Origin of the sequence: Pseudonocardia alni, assembly GCF_002813375.1 — a bacterium.
Taxonomy (GTDB): Bacteria; Actinomycetota; Actinomycetes; order Mycobacteriales; family Pseudonocardiaceae; genus Pseudonocardia; species Pseudonocardia alni.
Map to the genome: position 1 here is coordinate 3,383,602 of NZ_PHUJ01000003.1, position 16,369 is coordinate 3,399,970.

A 16,369-nucleotide genomic window follows, 5' to 3' on the forward strand; every position below is an offset into this window, starting at 1 on the left:
GCGTGGCCGCATGGACGTGGTGATCGCCGGAGGACACGGACAGATCGCGCTGCGACTGTCCACGCTGCTCACGGGGCAGGGACACACGGTGCGCTCGATCGTGCGCAACCCCGACCACACCGACGACGTGGCGGCCACCGGGGCGAGCCCGGTCGTGGCGGACCTGGAGAAGATCTCCGCGACGGACCTCGCGGGGCACCTGACCGGCGCCGACGCCGTCGTCTTCGCGGCGGGCGCCGGGCCGGGCAGCGGGGTGGAGCGCAAGGAGACCGTCGACCGCGACGGCGCCGTGCTGCTCGCCGACGCCGCCGCGACCGCCGGGATCCGCCGCTACGTGCTGATCTCCTCGACCGGGGTGGACGCCGAGCCGGACCCCGAGCGCGGCGAGGTCTGGGCCGCCTACATCCGCGCGAAGAAGGCCGCCGAGGAGGCGGTCCGCGCCGACAGCCGGCTCGACGCGACGATCCTGCGGCCGGGGAGGCTCACGAACGACCCGGGCACCGGCCGGGTCGTGCTGGCCCCGCCGCCGGTGGAGTACGGCGACGTGACCCGCGACGACACCGCCGCGACCGTCGCCGCGCTGCTCACGGCTCCGCAGTCGGCGGGCCTGACCCTCGAGCTGCGCGGTGGCGACACCGAGCTGGGGGACGCGGTCGCCGCCCTGGGGTGACAGCCCGGCGCCGGGGTGACATGGGAAGGCCCCGAAGCGGGAAGCTCGGTGCCATGAGCGAGCAGAGCTACGACGTCGTCGTGATCGGGGCGGGCCCGGTCGGTGAGAACGCTGCGGGTTACGCGGTGGACGCCGGCCTGTCCGCCGCACTGGTGGAGGCCGAGCTGGTCGGCGGGGAGTGCTCGTACTGGGCGTGCATCCCGTCGAAGGCACTGCTGCGCACCCCGCAGGCCGTCGCCGACGCCCGGCGGCTGCCCGGCGTGCGGGCCGAGTTCGACCCGGCGAAGGTCCTCGAACGCCGCACGACGTTCACCTCCGACTGGGACGACAGCGGCCAGGTGCGGTGGGCCGAGGGCGCCGGTGCCGCCGTGCTGCGTGGCCGGGGCCGGTTGGCCGGGGAGAAGCGCGTGGTCGTGACCGCGGCCGACGGCACCGAGACCGTGGTGACCGCGCGCCACGCCGTCGTCGTCGCGACCGGCAGCGTGCCGGTCGTCCCGCACGTCGCGGGGCTGGACACGGTCGAGTACTGGGGCTCGCGCGAGGCGACCTCGGCGAGGGAGGTCCCGCGCCGGCTCGGCGTGCTCGGCGGCGGCGTCGTCGGCTGCGAGATGGCGCTGGCCCACGCCCGGCTGGGCGCGCAGGTCACGCTGTTCAACCACGGCGACCGGGTGCTGCCGGGCGCGGAGCCGCAGGCCTCCGAGCGTGTCGCGGCCGGGCTGCGGGAGGCCGGCGTCGACCTGCGGCTGGGCACCGGCCTGGACGAGGTGCGCCGGAACGGGGACGCGACGGTGCTGGTCGGCGGCGGGGACGAGGTCGAGGTGGACCGGCTGCTCGTCGCGACCGGGCGCCGTCCGGCCACCGACGGGCTCGACCTCGGCTCGGCCGGGGTGGGCCTCGGGCGGCGCGGCGAGATCGTCGTCGACGACTCGGGGCTCGCCGCGGGGGACTGGCTCTACGCCGTCGGCGACGTCAACGGGCGGGCCCCGCTCACCCACCAGGGCAAGTACCAGGCCCGGATCGCCGCGCACGCGATCGCCGCACGCGCCGCGGGCCGCCCGCTCGACGACGCCGCCTGGGGCGAGGACGCGGCGACCGCCGACCACCACGCGGTGCCCCAGGTCGTGTTCACCGATCCCGAGGTCGCCTGGGTGGGCCGGACCGCCGCGGCCGCCCGCGCCGAGGGGCTCGACGTGCGGGTGGTCGACATGGACATCGCCGTCGCCGGGTCCTCGCTCACCGCGGACGACTGGTCCGGCCGGGTGGTCGCCGTCGTCGACCCGCAGCGGGAGGTGCTGCTCGGGGTCACGTTCGTCGGGCCCGGGGTCGCCGAGCTGCTGCACGCGGCGACGGTCGCCGTGGTCGGTGAGGTGCCGCTGGCCCGGCTGTGGCACGCCGTGCCCGCGTTCCCCACGATCAGCGAGGTGTGGCTGCGGCTGCTGGAGACCTACCGCGCGTAGCGCAGGCGGAGCGCGCATCGGTACCGCGCGTAGCGCAGGCGGAGCGCGCATCGGTACCGCGCGGAGCGCAGGCGGAGCGCGCATCGGTACCGCGCGTAGCGCAGGCGGAGCGCGCATCGGTACCGCGCGGAGCGCAGGCGGAGCGCGCATCGGTACCGCGCGTAGCGCAGGCGGAGCGCGCATCGGTACCGCGCGTAGCGCAGGCGGAGCGCGCATCGGTACCGCGCGGGCCGACCGTCTCCGTGGGCCCGGGGCCGGGCCCACGGAGACGGGTCAGGAGCGGACGCCCAGGTGGTCGAGCAGGCGGACCTCGATGCGGTCCAGGTCGGCGGACACCGTGCGGTACGCGGCCTTGCGGCGGGCGGCCGGCATGTTCTCCGCGGCCCGGACGGCGGCGGCGAGGTCGTGCAGCCGCGGCTCGGTCTCGTCGGCGAACCGCTTCGCGGCCTGGTCTCGCTCGACGGTCCCGTCCTCGCGCAGCTCGGTGATGGTGCGCGCGATCCGGGACAGCCGTGCGTGCAGCCGTCCGCCGGGGCCGGAGTAGCCGCCCAGCTCGTCCGGGGACACGCCGAGTCGGCGGGACCGGTGGTCGTCGAGACGGTGGCGCAGCGACCCGGCCGCGGCCATCGCGTACGGCGCCAGCAGCGGCGCGACGATCTTGGCCACGCCGAGGTAGCGCTGCACCTTCTTGGCGTTCCACTCGCGGGCGACGCGGTCGCGCTCGGCCTGCTTGGCGGCCAGGTTCTCGCTCTTGAGCCTGCCCTTCTCCGCGGCGCGCGCGGCCTTCGCCTCGGCCTTGCGGGCGCCCGCGTCGGCCTTCGCCGCCGCCTTGGCGACCTTCCGGTCGGCCGAGCGGGCCTTGAGGTCGGCCGAGCTCAGCAGGCTGTTCGCGGTGGCGGTGCCCTCGCCGACGGCGCGACGCGTGCTGCGCGCGGCCCGGCGGCCGGCCTTCTCCGCCCGCCGCGACGCCGCCTCGGCCTTCTTCCGGGCCCTCACCGCGCGCTGGTGCAGCTTCTCGGCGGCCCTGTCGGCGGTCTCGCGGGTGTACTCGAGGGTCTGGACCGTGGCCGACTGCACCCGTTCCGACGCGTCGACCGCCGCCTCCCTGGTCGCCGCCGCGGCGCGCTCGCCCGCGCTCGGCTTCCTGCGCAGCAGTCCCATGTCGTGTCCTCCCGGGTCGGCTCGGCAGATGATCGCCGTGTCGACGCAGCCTAGGGCCCCGCCCACCGCACGCGCAGGACCGACACCACCCGGGTGGGGGAACGGGGCGTCACGCGGATCCGTTCCTGTCGGGGGTGGTCTCTACCCTCGGGAGCCGTGAGCACCTCGACCGGACCGCGTACCGCACCCCGTGTCCTGCTGGACGCGGCGGCGCTGAGCGGGTGCCGCCGCCGGGTGCACCTGGACCACGACCCGTCGGCGGCGGAGCGGCCGCGGGCGCTGCCGGACCCGGCGATCGAACAGCGACGGGCCGATGCGGCGGCGCACCGGGTGCGGATCGGCGAGCTGCTCGCGCGCACCTGGGGTGCGGACTGGGCGAGTACCTGGCCGGACCGCATGGCCGGGCCGACGGGGACCGGCGCCGGTCCGCGGGCGGCCCGGGCGGAGCGCACGGCCGAGCTCGTCGCGGCCGGTGCACCGCTGGTCTGGGGTGCGGTACTGCCCGTCGACGGCGACCGGCGCGGCACCGCGGAGCTGCTCGTGCGCACGCCCACCGGGGGCTACGTCCCGCTGCTCGTCGTGCGCCGCCGGATCACCGATCCGGGTGAGGGTGCGCGCACCACCGCCGTCACCGACCCGTGGCCGCAGCGCGCCCGGCACGACCCGGACCGCAAGGTCCGCTCCCAGCCGCGCGACCTGCTGGCCCTGGCCCAGCTGACCCGGCTGCTCGAGGCCGCGGGCTGGGCGCCGCCGGAGTCGGCCCCGCGGCTCGGCGGGGTGATCGGGCTCGACGCCGACGTGGTCGTCTGGCACGACCTGCGGGCCGGGCACTGGCCCGGCGGCCGGTCCACGCTGGAGGAGTACGACGCGCGGTTCACCGACCGGGCCGCCGTCGCCCGGGCCGCGGCGACCGGCGGGCCCGCGCTCGCGGCGCCGTCGCGGATCACCGAGTGCCGCCGCTGCCCCTGGTGGCCGACGTGCGAGGCCGAGCTGGAGCAGGTCGACGACGTCAGCCTGGTCGCCCACGGCGAGACGGCGCGGCTGCTGCGGGAGTCGGGCGTCGCGACCGTCGCGGGGCTGGCCGGGCTGGACCCGGCGGACCCGCCCGCCGAGCTGACCGGCCCCCTGCCCGGGCCGCCGTTCACCGACCTCGTGGCGCTGGCCCGTGCGCGCCGCCGGGGACTCGCCGTCGCCCGCCGGGTGCCGCGGGTGCCGGTCACTCGCGCCGACGTCGAGGTCGACGTCGACATGGAGAGCTTCGGCGAGTCCGGGGCCTACCTGTGGGGTGCGCTGCTGACGCTGCCCGGCGGTGCGCGTGACGGGGACCCGGAGCCAGGCTACCGGGCGTTCGCGACCTGGGACCCGCTGCCCACCCGCGACGAGGGGCGCTCGTTCGGGGAGTTCTGGACGTGGTTCGCGGGCCTGCGCGCCGCCACGCTCGCGTCCGGGCGCACGTTCGCCGCCTACTGCTACAACGAGCAGGCCGAGAACCGCTGGATGATCGCCTCGGCGCAGCGGTTCGCCGGGATGCCCGGGGTACCGACCGAGGCCGAGGTGCGCGCGTTCGTCGCGGACCCGTGCTGGGTGGACCTCTACGGCGTGGTCTCCACCTGGTTCCTGTGCTCGCAGGGCAAGGGGCTGAAGAAGATCGCTCCCGCCGCCGGGTTCTCCTGGCGGGACCCGGAGGCGGGTGGGGAGAACTCCATGCGCTGGTACCGCGACGCCGTCGCGCTCGACGGCGGCGAGCCCGACCCGGTCCAGCGGGAGCGGCTGCTCGGCTACAACACCGACGACGTGCTGGCCACCCGGGCGCTGCGTGAGTGGATGTCCTCGGACCGGGTGCTGGAGGTTCCGCTGGTGAGCGAGCTGCGCGACCTCGCCTGAGGTCCGCGGGGCACACGCGAGCGTGTGAGGATCCGGGTCGTGGCACCCAGAGGACACGACCGGATCGGGCCGCACGGCGCGGTCAGCAGCACCCACCATCTCGGCACCGCCGCCGCGGCCACGGTGCTGGCGCGGGGCGGGAACGCCTTCGACGCCGCCGTCGCCTGCGGGTTCGTGCTGCAGGTGGTCGAGCCGCACCTGTGCGGGCCGGGAGGTGAGCTGCCCGCCGTGTTCGTCACCGCGACCGACCCCGTCCCGCGGGTGCTGTGCGCCCAGGGCGTGGCACCGGCCGCCGCGACGGCCGACCGGCTGCGCGACCTGGGCTGCACGATCGTCCCCGGCACCGGCCTGCTCCCGGCGACGGTCCCCGGGGCCTGGGAGGGCTGGCTGACCCTGCTCCGTGACCACGGCACCTGGGAGCTCGCCGATGTCCTCGCGCCGGCGCTCGGCTACGCCGCGGGCGGGTTCCCGCTGGTCCCGCGGGTGCCCGCGGCCATCGGCACGGTCGCCGACCACTTCCGCACGCACTGGCCGTCGTCGGCGGCGACCTGGCTGCCCGACGGACGGGTCCCCGCCGCGGGCGAGCTGCTGCGGCTGCCCGTGCTGGCCGCGACCTGGCGCCGGCTGCTCGACGAGGCCGTCGGCCCGAGCCGGGAGGCGCGGATCGACGCCGCCCGCGACGCCTGGTACCGCGGGTTCGTCGCCGAGGAGATCGGCCGGTTCGCCGCGACCCCGGTCCGGGACGAGACCGGGCGCGACCACACCGGCCTGCTCACCGCCGACGACCTGGCCGGCTGGTCGGCGCACTACGAGGACGCGCTCGTCGCCGACGCCGGGTCCGGCTGGTCGGTCGCGAAGTGCGGCCCGTGGTCGCAGGGACCGGTCCTGCTGCAGCAGCTGCGGCTGCTGGCGGGCCTGGACCTGGAGCTGCCCGGCGGTGTCGCGACCCTCGACACGGTGCACGCCGCCGCCGAGGCCGCGAAGCTCGCCTTCGCCGACCGGGAGGCCTGGTACGGCGACGGTGCGACCCCCGACCTGCTCGCCGATCTGCTCTCCGACGCCTATACCGACGACCGGCGGGGCCTGATCGGCCCGGCCTCGGACGGCGGGCTGCGACCCGGTGCGCCGGGCGGACGCACGCCCCGGATCGGGGACTACGCGGCGACCCCGGGCGCCGGGCGCGGCTCCGGGACGGAGGGGCCGGGCACCGGCGAGCCGACGGTGTCGCGGGACGGCGTCGCCCGCGGGGACACGGTGCACGTCGACGTCGTCGACGCCGCCGGGAACATGATCTCGGTGACGCCGTCGGGGGGCTGGCTGCAGTCGTCGCCGACGATCCCGGCGCTGGGCTTCTGCCTCGGCACCCGCGGCCAGATGTTCTGGCTGGAGGAGGGGCTCGCGAGCACGCTGGCGCCCGGGCGGATGCCGCGCACGACGCTGTCGCCGTCGCTGGCGCTGCGCGACGGCGAGCCGGCACTCGCCTTCGGGACGCCCGGTGGGGACCAGCAGGACCAGTGGCAGCTCGCCTTCCTGCTCGCACTGATGCACGGCGGGCTGGACCTGCAGGCCGCGATCGACGCACCGACCTGGCACTCGACGGCGTTCCCCGCGTCCTTCGCGCCGCGCGGCTGGGAGCCGCACGGGCTCGTCGTCGAGTCGCGGCTCGGGGCCGGCACCCTCGCCGGGCTGACCCGTCGCGGGCACGTCGTGGAGGACGCGGGTGCCTGGGCCCTGGGCCGGATGTGCGCGGTCGGGACCGGGGTCGCCGTCCCGGGCGGCGGCGGGCGGGGGACGCTGCACGCCGCGGTCGACCCGCGGTCGGGGGTGGGCGCGGCGATCGCGCTGTAGACGCCGAACGCCCCGGCCCTCCCGTGACGGGGGAGCCGGGGCGTTCCACGTGGAACACGGACGGGTGGGTCAGCGGTGCGCCTCGCCCCGCAGACCCTGCTCGCCCTCCCGGACGTGCCGGCCGTTCTGCAGCCCGTTGCCGTCGACCGTCGGGGACGCGGCGCCGTTCCTGGACGCCTGCCCGTCGAGCGGGAGCGGGAACTCCACGTCGGAGTGGGTCACCCGGCCCGGCTCGAGAGCGACCACGTTCGCGACCGGGGCGTAGCCACTGGTCGCGAGGGTGTAGCTGCCCGCGGGCAGGCCCTCGAACGCGAAGGTCCCGTCCGGGCCGGACAGCCGCGACCCGACGACGGCGCCCTCGGCGTCGATCAGCGTGGCCAGTGCGTGCGCCACCGGGTGCCCGTCGGGCGCCGCGGTGACCCGGCCGGTGAGCCGGGAGCGCTGCGGCAGCCGCAGGTCCTGGACCGCCGTGCCGGAGCCGGGCACCTCGACGCCGACCGCCACCGGGTCGACGCCCTCGCCGGCGGCGGTGAGCGTGTAGCGCCCGGCCGGGACGCCGTCGAGCGCCCAGCGGCCGCCCTCACCGGATCGGCCTGCCGCGGCGACGTCGCCGCCGTGGTCGATCAGCGAGACGGTGACCCCGGGCAGCGGGGTGCCCGCGGCGTCGAGCACGGTGCCGCGGATGCCGCTGCTGACCGACAGCCGCACGTCGTGGCGGACCGGCTCGGTGCCGACCGAGACGGTCGCGGCGTGCGGCGGCAGCGTCGACGAGGCCGCGACGACCAGGAAGCGTCCGGGCTGGTCGACGGCGATGCGGTAGTGGCCGTCGTCGTCGGTCGTGGTGCGACCGACCTGGTCGCCGGACAGCCGGGTGACGGTGACGACCGCCCCGGGGACCGGCGCGCCGGCGCCGCCCTGGACCCGTCCGGTGACGGCCGGGCCGTCGCCGCCCGTGGAGTGCAGGTGGTCCAGGCCCGCGGCCGCGGCGGCGTCACCGACGGTGCCGTTGTGCGGACGCGGCTGGGGCTTCGGCCGGGGCGCCGGGTGCGGCGGCTCCTGCCGGGCGACGACGGGCAGCGGCGTGGTGGGCGGCGCGATGTCCGCTCCGCGCCCACCGCCGTCGACCCGCCCGGCCGGGGCGGGGGCCGGGGCGACCGTCCCGAGCGCCTCTGTCGGGACCGACGCGGCGGCGGCACCCTCGCCCGCGGCCTCGGCCCGGGCGGCCTGCGCACCGGACATGGTGCGCAGCGGCAGCTCCTTGACGAACAGCACCAGGACGAAGGCCACCGCGATCACGCAGGCCGCGATGAAGAACGCCAGCGTCATCGCGCTGGTGAAGCCCTCCTGGAACGGTGCGGCCAGCCGCGGGTCGATCCGCTGCAGGAAGGAGGAGTCGGCCAGCACCGAGGTGGACAGGCCGCCGGCCTGACCGGACTGCAGCGCCCCGACGACCTGCGCGTTGGCCGGGTCGGCCGCGACGGCGGGGTCGGTCAGCGCGGCCCGGAACGAGCTCGTGCCGAGCGCGGCGCGGATGGCGTCGGCGATCTTGTCGCCGGCGGTGGAGAACACCACCGACAGGAAGATCGCGGTGCCCAGCGTGCCGCCCATCTGCCGGAAGAACGTCACCGAGGAGGTGGTGACACCCATGTCGCGGGCGGGCATCGCGTTCTGCACGGCGAGCACGAGGGTCTGCATGCACAGACCCAGGCCGAGACCCAGCAGGGCCATGGTCAGGTCGAGCTGCCAGATCGGGATCGACGGCGTGACGGTCTGCCACAGCAGCACCATCGCGATCGTGATGAACGCGGTGCCGATCACCGGGAAGATCTTGTAGCGGCCGGTGCGGGAGGTCAGCTGGCCGGAGAGGATCGACGCGACCATGATCCCGCCGACCAGCGGCAGCATCATGAAGCCGGCCTCGATGGGCGTCGCGCCGTGCACGATCTGCAGGAACTGCGGCAGCAGCGCGATGCCGCCGAACATCGCCATACCGATGAGCAGGTTGAGCACCGCGGACAGCGAGAAGATGCCGGTGCGGAACAGCCGCAGCGGCAGCAGCGCGGCGTCGCCGTAGGCACGCTCGGCCAGCAGGAACAGCAGCAGGCCGACGCCACCGATGACGTAGCAGACGATCGACGAGGTGGAGCCCCAGCCCCACTCGCGGCCCTGCTCGGCGACGATCAGCAGCGGCACCAGGCACAGCGCCAGCGCCAGCGCGCCGGGCCAGTCGATCCGTGCGGGCCGCGGGACGTGCGGGATGTTCAGCACCCGCTGGACGACGACCAGCGCGACGAGCCCGATGGGCACGTTGACCAGGAAGATCCAGCGCCACCCGTCGATGCCGACGATGGTGTCCACACCGGACAGCAGGCCGCCGATGACCGGGCCGATCACGCTCGAGGTGCCGAACACGGCCAGGAAGAAGCCCTGGTACCGGGCACGTTCGCGCGGCGGCACGATGTCGCCGAGGATCGTCAGCGCCAGCGACATCAGGCCGCCGGCGCCGAGGCCCTGCAGCGCGCGGAACGCGGCCAGGGAGTACATCGACCAGGCCAGGGTGCAGGCCACGGACCCGATCAGGAAGATCGTGATCGCGGTCATGAACAGCGGCTTGCGGCCGAAGATGTCGGAGAGCTTGCCGTACAGCGGCGTGGTGATGGTGCTGGTGATGAGGAAGGCCGTCGTCGCCCACGCCTGCAGGTTGAGGCCCGACAGGTCGTCGGCGATGGTGCGGATCGCGGTCGAGACGACCGTCTGGTCCAGGGCGGCCAGGAACATGCCCAGCATCAGTCCACCCAGGACGGTCAGGATCTGCCGGTGCGTCAGCTCGCCGTCGCCGGAGGTGGCGACGGGGCGCTGCGCACTGGCGGCAGCGGTGGACATTCTCAGGACTCCTGTGCTTCGAAGGTCTGGTAGTCGTCGAGGAAGCGGCCGAGCAGTCCGGTGAGGGCCTGCCGGTCGTCGGGGCTCCACGCGGCCAGCACGGTGGCGATGACGTGCGCGCGACGGCGTCGCTCGGTCTCGATCACGCGGACGCCCTCGTCCGTCGCGGCGAGGAGGGAGGCGCGCCCGTCGCCGGGGTCGGCGCGCCGCTCGATGAGACCCGCCTTGACCAGGCCGGACACCTGTCGGCTGATCGTGGAGGGGTCGGAGTGGAAGGTGGCGGCGACCTCGCCGGCCCGTTGCGGGCCGCCGAAGTGGAGATGGGCCAGCACGTGGTACGCGGCCATGTCGACGATCATCTCGGGGCGGTGCCGTTCACCGGACCGCTTCACCTGGCGGACCAGCAGGAACAGCTCCCGGACGATCGAGTCGGCGAGCTCCAGGTCGGCGTCGGCGGGCTCGGCGGCGGCAGCGTGTGCGGTGCTCATCGCGGACCCCCTCTCGGTAGTGCATGTATCACGCAACTAGTTGACTCGCGCAAGCATGCGCCGATGCGTTGCGCAATGCAAAGCGATTGGCCGTGAGCTGCGCCACCTGATTACGGTGCGGTTCGTGAGCACTCCACAGCGGATCCGGCTGCGTCGCACGAAGGGGTGGCGCAAACCCGACGGCGCGGTGCTCGTCACCCGGCCCGGACCGTGGGGCAACCCCTTCGACGTGCGTGAGATGGGGCGGGCACCGGCCATCGCCGCGCACCGCCGCTGGCTGCTCGACGAGCGCCCCGACCTGGTCGAACGGGCCCGGGTCGAACTCGCGGGCAAGGACCTGTGCTGCTGGTGCGCCGAGGACGTGCCCTGCCACGCGGACACGCTGATCGAGGTGGCGAACCGGTGAGCGGCCCCGATGGGGTCGACCCGGACGAGATCGACACCGATGTGTTCGACCCGCGCGTGTTCGCCCGCGGGGTGCCGCACGATGCGCTGCGGCTGCTGCGCGACGCCGCGCCCGTCTCCTGGCAGGACGAGCACGCCGTCGGCCCGTGGCCGGCCGGACCCGGGTTCTGGGCCGTCACCCGCTACGACGACGTCCGGCACGTCCTGCGCAGCCCGGCCGACTACTCGTCGTCGCTCGGGGCGACGCAGATCCGCGACCCCGACCCGGCCGACCTGCCGTTCCTGCGCCGGATGGTGCTCAACATGGACCCGCCGGAGCAGGTCCGGCTGCGGACGCTGGTCACCGGGGCGTTCACGCGTCGTCGGCTGGAGGGGTTCGCCGCCACGGTGCAGCGCCGCGCCGACGCGCTCCTGGACGCCGTGCGCGACGACGGCGGCTGCGAGCTCGTCGGGCAGGTCACCGACGAGTTCCCGCTGCAGAACCTGTCCGACCTGCTCGGCGTGCCGGTCGAGGACCGCCCGATGCTGCTGCACTGGACGAACCGGGTGATCGGCTACCAGGACCCGGACCACGCGGCCGAGGGTCCGCCGGTGAACCCGCGCTCCCCGGCCGCGCTGGCCGACATGTTCGGCTACGCCGACGCCCTCGCCGAGCGCAAGCGCGCCGAGCCCGACGACGACGTCATGACCGCGCTGGTGCACGCCGAGGTCGACGGCCGCGCACTCACCGGCCCTGAGCTGCACATGTTCTTCTTCCTGCTGGTCATCGCGGGCAACGACACGGTGCGCAGCGCGCTGCCGGGCGGGGTGCTCGCGCTCGTCGGGCACCCCGACGCCTACACCCGCCTGCGCGCGGAACCGGGTCTGCTGCCGTCGGCGATCGAGGAGATCCTGCGCTGGCACCCGCCGGTGCTGACGTTCCGCCGGACCGCCACCCGCGACCACGTCCTGAACGGGGCGGAGATCGCGGCGGGGGACAAGGTCGTCGTCTACCACTGCTCGGCGCACCGCGACGAGCGCCGCTTCGCCGACCCGGACACCGTCGACATCACCCGCTCCCCGAACGAGCACCTGGCGTTCGGGCAGGGGCCGCACCTGTGCCTGGGCGCGCACTTCGCCCGGATGCAGATGCGGGCCTTCCTCGCCGCGTTCCTGCGCCTGCCGCCGGCCCGGCTCGACGGGGAGGTGCGCCGGCTGACCTCCAACTTCATCAACGGGACGACCCGGCTGCCGCTCGCGTGGTGATCGGCCACTAGCGTGCGGTGCGATCACGCATCGCGCCCGGAGGGACACCGCCCGTGCCGCTCGCCCGTCACCTTCTCGGACCGGCCCTGCTGGTCGCGACCGCCGCCCTGCTCGCGGGGTGTGCCCAGCCGGGGCAGCTCGGCCACGAGTCCGACGCCGCACCCTCCGACGGGACGACCGTCGAGATCGTCCCGGCCGACCGGTCCGCGGCGCCGACCACCTCCGCGGCCGCCCCCGGTGGCCCCGAGGTTCCCGGTGTGACCGCGGCCCAGGCGGGTTCCGACGCGGTGGGCCGCCTGGACCGCCCCGTCGACATCTCCACGCCCGGTCCCGCCGAGCTTCTCGTGCGCACCGAGGTGCTGCAGCCGGGCCAGGCGAGCGGCTGGGTCCGCCACCCCGGCACGGTGATCACCGTCGTGCGGTCCGGCACGGTGACCGTGCAGCGCGCCGACTCCTGCGAGCCGCGCCCGTTCGGCCCGGGGGAGGCGTTCTTCCTGGAGGACGGCAGGCCCAACGAGCTGCGCAACGACGGCCCGGACCCGGTCGTGCTGACCCGCTCGGAGCTGCTGGCCCCCGGCGCCCCCGAACGCGAGCCCGTCGAACCCGCCTGCTGAGACCCCGCGCGGCCCCGCACCGCCGGGTGGCCCGCGCGCGGGTACTCGGTTCTGTCGGCCCCCTGTGGGAACATCGTGGGCGGTACCGGGGCAGGGGAGCGGACACCTTGACGACGAAGACGGTCATCGCGGCGGACTACCGTGAATGGCAGGTGAGCCGGCGGATCGAGTGGACCACGCCGGCGGTCGGTGACGAGTTCGAGCACGACGTCGACGCGGGTAACGGCGCGGTCGTGCTGATCCTCGGCACGCTGGTGTTCTTCTGGCTGGTCCTCGTCGTCTGGGTGCCCGGCGGGGTGGTCTTCCCCTGGTTCTACTGGCTCGTCGTCATCGTCGGACTGGGTTTCTTCCCGTTCCGCTGGCTGCTGCGCAGGCCGTTCACGATCACCGCGAAGACCCAGGGCGGCTACGACCTGCCCCCGGAGAAGTGGACGGGCATGGTGCGCGGGCTCGCCACCGCACGCGAGGAGACCAAGGTGGTCGTGCGCAGCCTCAAGAACCGCTCGACGCCCGGCCACGCGGACAGCCCGCTGCAGCCGATCAACTAGGAGTCGCGGTGCCCGAACTGCCCGAGGTGGAGGCCCTGGCCCACCACCTGCGTGAGCACGCCGTGTACCGCCCGGTGGCCCGGGTGGACCTGGCCTCGATGAGCGCGCTGAAGACGTTCGACCCACCGGTGTCGGCGCTGGTGGGCCGGGTGGTGACCGGGGCGTCGCGGTTCGGGAAGTTCCTGTCGGTCGACTTCGACGACCGCCCCGACACCGGCCCGCTGCACCTGGTCACGCACCTGTCCCGGGCCGGCTGGCTGCGCTGGCACACCACGGCGGGCGTCACCCCGCCCAAGCCGGGCCGCGGCCCGTTGCAGCTGCGGGTTCACCTCGACCAGGTCGGCGGGCCGGGCTTCGACCTCACCGAGCAGGGCACCCAGAAGCGGCTCGCCGTGTACCTGGTGGAGGACCCGGCGCAGGTCCCGGGCATCGCGAAGCTGGGGCCGGACGCGCTGGAGCTGGGCCGGGCCGGTCTCGACGAGCTGCTCGACGGTGACAACCGCAGGCTCAAGACGCTGCTGGTCGACCAGTCCACGCTCGCCGGCATCGGCAACGCCTACTCCGACGAGATCCTGCACACCGCGCGCCTGTCGCCCTACGCCACGGCGTCCCGGCTCGACGCCGCCGCCCGGGACACCCTGTTCGAGTCGCTGCACGCCGTGCTGTCCGACGCGGTGGCCCGCTCGGTCGGCCAGGGTGCCGCGGAGCTCAAGGGGGAGAAGCGCTCGGGGCTGCGGGTGCACGCCCGCACCGGACTGCCCTGCCCGGTCTGCGGCGACACCGTGCGCGAGGTGTCGTTCGCGGAGAGATCGTTCCAGTACTGTCCGACCTGCCAGACCGGGGGGAAACCGCTCGCCGACCGCCGCCTGTCCCGGTTGGTGCGCTAGTGGCGGGCGCGGGAACGGGGGTGCTCGCAGTCGTGGACGGATCCACCACGCTCACCCCGTCCATGGCGCTGCTGCTCGTGGTGGCGGTCGTCGTCGGCGTGGTCGCGGTGTTCTTCTTCCTGTGGCAGCGCAACCGGCGCAACACGATGGTCTCGCCGCTGGCCAAGGCCACGTTCTCCGCGCTGCACACGGTCGCGCTGGCCGCGCCGGTGCTGCGCGAGGGGCTGTCGTCGCGCTCGGCGTCGCAGGCGCTGCCGTATCTGCGCCAGCTGCTGGAGACCACGGCGATGGCGATGACCGACTCCCGCGGGACGGTCCTGGGCTGGGACGGCACCGCCGACCAGCACCAGCAGGACGTGCAGACGCTCGCCGACACGGTCGTCCGGACCGGCCGGATGGAGCTGATGAGCCACACCTCCATCAAGTGCAACCAGCCCGGCTGCGAGGTGCGGGGGATCGTCGTCGTCCCGCTGGAGAGCGACGGCACCATCATCGGCACGCTCGCCGCGCTCACCCCGTCGACGGCGGGTCCCCCGGTGCTGCGGGCCACCGGCGAGGTCGCGCGCTACGTGTCCAGCCAGCTGGAGCTCGCCGAGCTCGACGACTCCCGGGCGCGGCTCAACCGCGCCGAGGTCCGCGCCCTGCGCGCCCAGATCTCGCCGCACTTCGTCTACAACGCGCTCACCACGATCGCCTCGTTCATCCGCACCGACCCGGCGCGCGCCCGTGAGCTGCTCATCGAGTTCGCCGACTTCACCCGGTACTTGTTCCGCTCGGCCGGTGAGTACACGACGCTGCTCGACGAGCTGAACAACATCGAGCGCTACGTCCGGCTGGAGAAGGCCCGCTTCGGGAACCGGCTCAACATCAAGCTCCAGATCGACCAGGAGGTGCAGAACGTCGTCCTGCCCTTCCTCGCGCTGCAGCCGCTGGTGGAGAACGCGGTCCGGCACGGGTTGTCCGGCAAGCCCAACGGCGGCACCGTCACCATCCGGGCGGAGAACGCCGGGTCGGAGTGCGTGATCGTCGTCGAGGACGACGGCGTCGGCATGGACCCGGCCCGGCTCAACGAGGATCTCGACGACGCCCACCTCTCCGGCGCGCACGTCGGCCTCGGCAACGTCGACGACCGCATGCGCTCGGCCTTCGGCGACAACTTCGGCCTCGTCGTCGACACCAACATCGGCGCCGGTATGAAGATCACGCTGCGCGTCCCGAAGTTCCGGGCGGGCATCCGGGCCTGACCGGCGGGCATCCGTGGGACCCTCCGGCGATCCGCTGGGCCGTACGGGTGACATGAGTGGTCGCGAGCTGTGCCGATCCGGTCACACCACGTCACCCTGTGCTCGCGCGTACGGTGGGACGGCATGGACGTCCTGCGTATTCCCGCGGCGGTGACCTCCCGTCTGCCCGGCAGGCTGGGTGAGTCGGTCGGCCCTCCGGTGGTGTCGGTCGTGCGGATGCAGGGCGTCATCAGCGCCCAGGCCGCGCCGGTACCGCGGCAGGTGCTGAACCTCTCCTCGATGGAGAAGGTGCTGGAACGGGCGTTCGCGCCCGAGCGGCTCGCCGCCGTCGCACTGGTGATCAACTCCCCGGGCGGCTCGCCGACCCAGTCCCAGCTGATAGGGGACCGCATCCGCTCGCTGGCGGCGGAGAAGGACGTGCCGGTGCTCGCGTTCTGCGAGGACGTCGCCGCGTCCGGTGGCTACTGGCTGGCCTGCGCCGCCGACGAGATCTACGCCTGCTCCACCTCGATCGTCGGCTCGATCGGCGTGATCAGCGCCGGGTTCGGGCTCGACGGCCTGATCGAGCGGTGGGGTGTCTCCCGGCGGCTGCACACCGCGGGCGGGTCGAAGTCGCGGCTGGACCCGTTCCTGCCCGAGCGGTCCGAGGACGTCGCCTGGCTCACCGGCCTGCAGGAACAGCTGCACGACCGGTTCACCGGATGGGTGCGCGAGCGGCGTGGCGACCGGCTCGCGACCGACACCGAGCTGTTCGACGGCGAGGTGTGGCTGGGTGAGCGGGCCCGCGAGCTGGGCCTGGTGGACGGCATCGGCGGTGCCCACGACGTCCTGACCGAACGTTTCCCCGACGCCGAGCAGCGCCCGGTGGAGCAGCGCAGGCCGCTGCTCGCCCGCCTCGGCGCGGGTGGGTCCGCGGCCCGGGCCGGCCTCTCCGGCGGCATCGCCGGGGCCGGGCACGAGCTGTTCTCCGCCCTCGAGACGCGGGCGGCGTGGGCCCGTTACGGGCTGTGACACCGGTGACCGTGCGTACCACGG

At 74.8% G+C, this 16,369-nt stretch carries 14 protein-coding genes; 11 read left to right on the plus strand and 3 right to left on the minus strand.

All coding sequences use genetic code 11. The features are described from left to right. The first annotated feature begins 10 nt into the window (after positions 1-10). Together ATL51_RS16770 and ATL51_RS16775 are read left to right on the plus strand one after the other, a co-directional pair. Positions 11-670 carry an SDR family oxidoreductase gene (locus tag ATL51_RS16770; protein ID WP_100879132.1) on the plus strand — a complete coding sequence of 220 codons (660 nt, stop codon included), beginning with the start codon at positions 11-13 and terminating at the stop codon, positions 668-670. A gap of 53 nt (positions 671-723) precedes the next feature. Continuing rightward, on the plus strand, positions 724-2,127 hold the full coding sequence (locus ATL51_RS16775; protein WP_100879133.1) for a dihydrolipoyl dehydrogenase family protein: 1,404 nt from the start codon (positions 724-726) through the stop codon (positions 2,125-2,127). 273 nt (positions 2,128-2,400) lie between these two features. On the opposite strand, the gene ATL51_RS29470 is transcribed toward ATL51_RS16775, so the two are convergent. Then, on the minus strand, positions 2,401-3,288 hold the full coding sequence (locus ATL51_RS29470; protein WP_100879134.1) for a DUF6474 family protein: 888 nt from the start codon (positions 3,286-3,288) through the stop codon (positions 2,401-2,403). Positions 3,289-3,444: 156 nt separating this feature from the next. On the opposite strand from ATL51_RS29470, the gene ATL51_RS16785 reads away from it, so the two are divergent. Together ATL51_RS16785 and ATL51_RS16790 are read left to right on the plus strand one after the other, a co-directional pair. Beyond that, entirely contained in the window at positions 3,445-5,172 is a 1,728-nt protein-coding gene (locus tag ATL51_RS16785; RefSeq protein WP_100879135.1) for a TM0106 family RecB-like putative nuclease, read from the plus strand. A 39-nt stretch (positions 5,173-5,211) separates the two neighbouring features. Next, complete coding sequence (locus ATL51_RS16790) at positions 5,212-7,020, plus strand: gamma-glutamyltransferase family protein (protein WP_100879136.1); 1,809 nt, start codon at positions 5,212-5,214, stop codon at positions 7,018-7,020. Positions 7,021-7,089: 69 nt separating this feature from the next. Here ATL51_RS16790 and ATL51_RS16795 read toward each other — a convergent pair whose 3' ends face one another. Both ATL51_RS16795 and ATL51_RS16800 read right to left on the minus strand, forming a co-directional pair. Next, the gene (locus ATL51_RS16795) at positions 7,090-9,903 is read right to left on the minus strand and encodes an MFS transporter (protein ID WP_100879137.1); all 2,814 of its coding nucleotides are present in this window, start codon (positions 9,901-9,903) and stop codon (positions 7,090-7,092) included. A gap of 2 nt (positions 9,904-9,905) precedes the next feature. Further along, entirely contained in the window at positions 9,906-10,391 is a 486-nt protein-coding gene (locus tag ATL51_RS16800; RefSeq protein ID WP_073573755.1) for a MarR family winged helix-turn-helix transcriptional regulator, read from the minus strand. A 124-nt stretch (positions 10,392-10,515) separates the two neighbouring features. Between ATL51_RS16800 and ATL51_RS16805 the strand changes: the two genes are divergently transcribed. The 7 genes from ATL51_RS16805 (at position 10,516) to ATL51_RS16835 (ending at position 16,345) form a co-directional block, all read left to right on the plus strand. Then, positions 10,516-10,797 (plus strand): DUF4326 domain-containing protein, encoded by a 282-nt coding sequence (locus ATL51_RS16805; protein WP_073573834.1) that lies wholly within the window; start codon positions 10,516-10,518, stop codon positions 10,795-10,797. After that, entirely contained in the window at positions 10,794-12,041 is a 1,248-nt protein-coding gene (locus ATL51_RS16810; protein ID WP_253068946.1) for a cytochrome P450, read from the plus strand. Before ATL51_RS16805 ends, ATL51_RS16810 begins: the two co-directional genes overlap by 4 nt. A gap of 53 nt (positions 12,042-12,094) precedes the next feature. Continuing rightward, on the plus strand, positions 12,095-12,655 hold the full coding sequence (locus tag ATL51_RS16815; RefSeq protein WP_100879138.1) for a cupin domain-containing protein: 561 nt from the start codon (positions 12,095-12,097) through the stop codon (positions 12,653-12,655). 152 nt (positions 12,656-12,807) lie between these two features. Then, positions 12,808-13,203 (plus strand): hypothetical protein, encoded by a 396-nt coding sequence (locus ATL51_RS16820; protein ID WP_301549056.1) that lies wholly within the window; start codon positions 12,808-12,810, stop codon positions 13,201-13,203. 8 nt (positions 13,204-13,211) lie between these two features. After that, a complete protein-coding gene (locus ATL51_RS16825; RefSeq protein ID WP_100879139.1) occupies positions 13,212-14,090 on the plus strand; it encodes a DNA-formamidopyrimidine glycosylase family protein in 879 nt (292 codons plus the stop codon). 32 nt (positions 14,091-14,122) lie between these two features. Further along, positions 14,123-15,334, plus strand: a complete 1,212-nt coding sequence (locus ATL51_RS16830) for a sensor histidine kinase (RefSeq protein WP_301549057.1) — start codon at positions 14,123-14,125, stop codon at positions 15,332-15,334. Positions 15,335-15,457: 123 nt separating this feature from the next. Continuing rightward, positions 15,458-16,345 carry a S49 family peptidase gene (locus ATL51_RS16835; RefSeq protein ID WP_073573836.1) on the plus strand — a complete coding sequence of 296 codons (888 nt, stop codon included), beginning with the start codon at positions 15,458-15,460 and terminating at the stop codon, positions 16,343-16,345. Positions 16,346-16,369: the final 24 nt, after the last annotated feature.

Bases quoted from the DNA above. Each gene is read 5' to 3' on its own strand.
- ATL51_RS16800 (WP_073573755.1), bottom strand. From the start codon at position 10,391: ATGAGCACCGCACACGCTGCCGCCGCCGAGCCCGCCGACGCCGACCTG.
- ATL51_RS16770 (WP_100879132.1), top strand. From the start codon at position 11: ATGGACGTGGTGATCGCCGGAGGACACGGACAGATCGCGCTGCGACTG.
- ATL51_RS16795 (WP_100879137.1), bottom strand. From the start codon at position 9,903: ATGTCCACCGCTGCCGCCAGTGCGCAGCGCCCCGTCGCCACCTCCGGC.
- ATL51_RS29470 (WP_100879134.1), bottom strand. From the start codon at position 3,288: ATGGGACTGCTGCGCAGGAAGCCGAGCGCGGGCGAGCGCGCCGCGGCG.
- ATL51_RS16775 (WP_100879133.1), top strand. From the start codon at position 724: ATGAGCGAGCAGAGCTACGACGTCGTCGTGATCGGGGCGGGCCCGGTC.
- ATL51_RS16835 (WP_073573836.1), top strand. From the start codon at position 15,458: ATGGACGTCCTGCGTATTCCCGCGGCGGTGACCTCCCGTCTGCCCGGC.